Origin of the sequence: Pseudomonas brassicae (assembly GCF_010671725.1) — a bacterium.
Lineage (GTDB): Bacteria > Pseudomonadota > Gammaproteobacteria > Pseudomonadales > Pseudomonadaceae > Aquipseudomonas > Aquipseudomonas brassicae.
Map to the genome: position 1 here is coordinate 1 of NZ_JAAHBU010000333.1, position 4,774 is coordinate 4,774.

Annotated in this window: 3 protein-coding genes and 1 pseudogene; 2 read left to right on the forward strand and 2 right to left on the reverse strand. The window is 64.9% G+C overall.

Going from position 1 to position 4,774, the window contains the following annotated elements; all coding sequences use genetic code 11:
* Window positions 1–24: 24 nt before the first annotated feature.
* The gene (betT, locus tag G3436_RS20870) at window positions 25–2,025 is read right to left on the reverse strand and encodes a choline transporter BetT (protein WP_163948978.1); all 2,001 of its coding nucleotides are present in this window, start codon (window positions 2,023–2,025) and stop codon (window positions 25–27) included.
* 250 nt (window positions 2,026–2,275) lie between these two features.
* Complete coding sequence (epsC, locus tag G3436_RS20875) at window positions 2,276–3,208, reverse strand: serine O-acetyltransferase EpsC (RefSeq protein WP_163948980.1); 933 nt, start codon at window positions 3,206–3,208, stop codon at window positions 2,276–2,278.
* Between the two features lie 194 nt (window positions 3,209–3,402).
* Between epsC and G3436_RS20880 the strand changes: the two are divergent.
* Both G3436_RS20880 and G3436_RS20885 read left to right on the forward strand, forming a co-directional pair.
* Window positions 3,403–4,400: pseudogene (locus G3436_RS20880) on the forward strand (D-cysteine desulfhydrase).
* Between the two features lie 27 nt (window positions 4,401–4,427).
* The coding region (locus G3436_RS20885) for a transporter substrate-binding domain-containing protein (RefSeq protein ID WP_163948983.1) at window positions 4,428–4,774 on the forward strand (347 nt) is incomplete at its 3' end.

Below are 4,774 nucleotides of genomic sequence, written 5' to 3' on the forward strand. Positions count from 1 at the left end.
TTGCCAGCGAAGGGGCCAGCAGGGTCAGCGCACCATGTGCAGGAACTGCATGTGCCGCTCGTACTGGTCGAGGATGTCGTTGATGATCTGCTCCTTGCTGTAGCCCACCAGGTCGTAATCCTGGCTGCCTTCGCTCAGGTGCACCTCGGCACGGTAATAGCGACGGTTCTTGAGCTCTTGCGTGCCCAACCCGGCCAACGCAAACGACGGCGTGAAATACCCGCGCATCTGCACCTGGTAGATGAACGGCTGCTCTTCCCCGTGGCCGATCTTCAAGCTCACGTTGTCGTGGCTCGGGTCTTCCTGGGTAATGACGTTCAGGCCTTTCTCGGCAAACACATCGGTCACCTCGGCAATCGCCGGGCGCACCACGTCGTCCATGAACCGGTACACCTCGTCACGCGACGGGAAGTGCACCGCCTGGCTCAGGCGATGGCGCCAGCCGCCGCGCCCGCGCCGCGAGTTGGCGAACGGCGCCAGCGAATGCATCTGCGCGATGCGGCGCTGCGACTCCAGGTAGAACGCCTTGTGCAGCCCCCACATCATGGCCAGCAGAATCACCGAGAACGGCAGCGAGGTCAGCACCACCGCCGACTTGAGCGAGTCGATGCTGCCGGCAAACAGCAGCCCGCTGGTGACCAGCGCGGTCATCGCGCCCCAGAACACCCGCAGCCAGTTCGGCCCGTCTTCGTCCGGGTTGCCATCGCGCGCCGACAGGGTCGACAGCACCACCGTGCCCGAGTCTGCCGAGGTGACGAAGAACACGAAGCTGATGAACACCGTGACGGCGATCACCACCTTGCTCCAGGGGTAGGTCTCCAGCAGCAGGTACAACGACATCGACGGGTTCTCCAGCGCCGATTGCCCCAGTGCCGTGGCGCCATGCTCCAGCACCTGGAACATCGCGCTGTTGCCGAAGATCGACATCCACGCCAGGGTGAAGCCCAACGGGATCAGCAGCACGCCGAAGACGAACTCGCGGATGGTGCGGCCGCGGGAAATACGTGCGATGAACAAGCCGACGAACGGCGCCCAGGCAATCCACCAGGCCCAGTAGAACACCGTCCAGCCGCCCAGCCAGTCGCTCGGCTCGTTGTAGGCGTACACATCGAAGCTCTTGCGCGGCAACGCCCCGAGGTAGTCGCCCAGGTTCTGGATCAGGGTGTTGAACAGGTGCTGGGTAGGCCCGGCAAACAGCACGAACAGCAGCAGCGCGCAGGCCAGGAACATGTTGATGTCGGACATCACCCGCACGCCCTTGTCGACGCCGGCAATGGCCACCACTACCGCCGCGCCCATCATCAGGCTGATCAGGATCACCTGCACCCACTGCGTGTGCGGGATGCCAAAGAGGTAGTCCAGCCCGGAGTTCAGGTGCAACACGCCAAAGCCCATGTCGGCGCCCAGGCCGAACACCGTGGCGATGATGCCGAAGCCGTCCACGGCGTAGCCGATCGGCCCGTTGATGCGCTTGCCGATCAGCGGGTACAGCGCCGAACGCAGCGCCAGCGGCAGGTTGTGGCGGTAGGCGAAGTAGGCCAGCGCCATGCCGACGAAGGCGAACACGCCCCAGCCGTGCAGGCCCCAGTGCAAAAACAGCAGTTGCATGGCCTGGCGCCCGGCCTCGGCGGTGCCGGCTTCGCCCTGGGGCGGCTGCAGCATGTGGGTCAGCGGTTCAGACACGCAGAAGAAGAACAGCGTGATGCTGATGCCGGCGGCAAACAGCATGCCGGCCCATGACAGGTAGCTGAATTCGGGTTCGTCGTGGTCGGCACCGAGCTTGATCTTGCCGTAGCCGGACAAGGCGGTGACCACCACGAAGACCAGGTACAGGGTCATGGCCAGCATGTAGTACCAGCCCACCGTGTTGGCGGCCCAGTTCTGTGCAGCCAGCAGCCACTCACCGGCCACCTGCGGGTTGCTGATCACGGCCAGGCCGAACAGCAAAATGAAGCTTGCCGCGAAGTAGAACACCGGGGGGTTCATGCGGATGTTGCTGGGGGAATTGGAAGACGGTGCACTCATGGCGCGTGCACCTCGCGGGGGTGAATGAGGGTTGAGTTGTACGGGTTCAGCAAAGGGTTTCCTCCTGTTGAACACCGGCAGCGCACCAGCGTTTTACATTGAACAAGCGTTCAAGTTAAACATGGATGGGAGTGTGGTGCGACCCTTCGCGCAAGCCAGCTCCCACAGGGATAACCGAAATCCTGCGCTTTGCGCTGTACCTGTGGGAGCTGGCTTACCAGCGAAGAGGCCCTCAAAAGCACCCGAAAGACTATTTCTGCGTCCCGTCATCGTGCTGCAGGTTGGCCTGGGTCAGGTTGCTGCCCGGCGCCACGCTGCGGGTCAGCCACACATTGCCGCCGATGGTCGAACCCTTGCCGATGGTGATACGCCCCAGAATAGTCGCGCCGGCATAAATCACCACGTCGTCCTCGACGATCGGGTGGCGCGGCTGGCCCTTCTGCAACTGCCCCGACTCGTCGGCCGGGAAGCGCTTGGCACCCAGGGTCACCGCCTGGTAGATACGCACACGCTCACCGATGATCGCGGTCTCGCCGATCACCACTCCCGTGCCGTGATCGATGAAGAAGCTCGGGCCGATCTGTGCGCCCGGGTGGATATCGATGCCGGTGGCCGAATGCGCCAGCTCCGAGCTGATGCGCGCCAGCAGCGGCAAGCCGGCGCGGTACAGGTGGTGCGCCAGGCGGTGGTGAATCACCGCCAGCACGCCGGGGTAGCACAGCAGCACTTCGTCCACGCTGCGTGCCGCCGGGTCGCCGTGGTAGGCCGCCAGCACGTCGCTGTCGAGCACGGTGCGCAACCCGGGCAATGCCGCGCCGAAATCCTGGATCAGGCGCAGGGCCTGAGCGTCGATCTCCAGCGACTCGGCCTTGCCCTGGCGCGCCGCGTAGCGCAGCTCCAGCCGCGCCTGCGCCAGCAGCGCGGTCAACGCCGCGTCCAGCGTATGCCCCACATAGAAGTCTTCGCTCTCTTCGCGCAAGTCCACCGGCCCCAGGCGCATCGGGAACAACGCACCGCACAGTTGTTCGAGAATCTGGCGCATCGCCTCGCGCGAGGGCAGCTCGCGCCCGCCCTGCTCGCCACTGCTGCGGCCATTGCGGCTGCGCCACTGGTCACGGGCCGAACGCAGTTGGCCGACGATGTTGTGCAACTGCCAGTAGCCTGATTGCGCGTTGTCGCTCACGGTTGTTTCTCCTGACGCGGCGGCGGCTTGTGGAGGGGGTGGCCGCCTTGTAGAAGCTCACTTTACGGCAAATGGCCACGGCGGAAAAAATATCCCTTTATGCGCTTTGGCTATAAATCCGGCATAAGCAGGCGCACTGGAAGGAGTGCCGGGGGCTGCCTATAGTCGAGGTTTCCCCCTGACAGCCTGACGCCATGATCGAACGACAGCTTGCCCGCTTCAATCGCCTGCCGCTGCTCGGTACGCCGACCCCGTTGCACAAGCTCCAGCGCCTGTCGGCCTGGGCCGGGCGCGATATCTACGTCAAGCGCGATGACCTGACGCCACTGGCCCTGGGCGGCAACAAGCTGCGCAAGCTCGAGTACCTGGCAGCCGACGCGCTGGCCGCCGGTGCCGACACCCTGATCACCGCCGGCGCCATCCAGTCCAACCATGTGCGCCAGACCGCAGCGCTGGCCGCGCAACTGGGCCTGGGCTGCGTGGCACTGCTGGAGAACCCCATCGGCACCGACTCGCTCAACTACCAGCACAACGGCAACCGCCTGCTGCTGGAGCTGTTCGACGCCAAGGTCGAGCGTGTGGATAACCTCGACAACGCCGATGCGCAATTGCAGGCGCTGTCCGTACGCCTGCAGGCCAGCGGGCGCAAACCCTACACCGTGCCCATAGGTGGCTCCAACGCACTGGGCGCGCTGGGGTACGTGCGCGCCGGCCTGGAATTGGCCGAGCAGATCACCCACAGCGGGCAGACCTTCGCCGGCGTGGTACTGGCCTCAGGCAGCGCCGGCACCCACAGCGGCCTGGGCCTGGCGCTGGCCGAGGCGTTGCCGCAGTTGCCGGTGATCGGCGTGACCGTGTCGCGCAGCGACCACGACCAGCGCCCCAAGGTGCAAGGCCTGGCCGAGCGTACCGCCGAGTTGCTGGGGGTGGCGTTGCCGAACGCCTTCAAGGTCGAACTGTGGGATGAATACTTCGCGCCGCGCTATGGTGAACCGAATGCCGGCACCCTGGCCGCGATCCGCCTGCTGGCCAGCCAGGAAGGCCTGCTGCTCGACCCGGTGTACACCGGCAAGGCCATGGCCGGGTTGCTCGACGGCATTGCCCGCCAGCGTTTCGACGAAGGACCGCTGATTTTCTGCATACCGGTGGGGCACCGGCATTATTCGCCTACCCTGAGGTCTGGAACAGCTGACATCCACGAACACAAGCGGAGCCTGTCATGACGATGTGCGTATTCGGTAAACACTGGCTGGGCGCAGGGCTCGGCCTGTTGCTCAGCGCCAGCCTGCTCGGCCCGGCCGTGGCCGGCGAGCAGTTGCAGAAGATCAAGGACAACGGCAGCATCAGCATCGGCCTGGAAGGCACCTACCCGCCGTTCAGTTTCGTCGATGCCGACGGCAAGCTGTCCGGCTTCGAGGTGGAGCTGTCCGAGGCGCTGGCCAAGCAGTTGGGGGTCAAGGCGCGGCTGCAGCCGACCAAGTGGGACGGCATCCTCGCCGCACTCGAATCCAGGCGCCTGGACATCGTGGTCAACCAGGTGACCATCTCCGAGGAACGCCAGAAAAA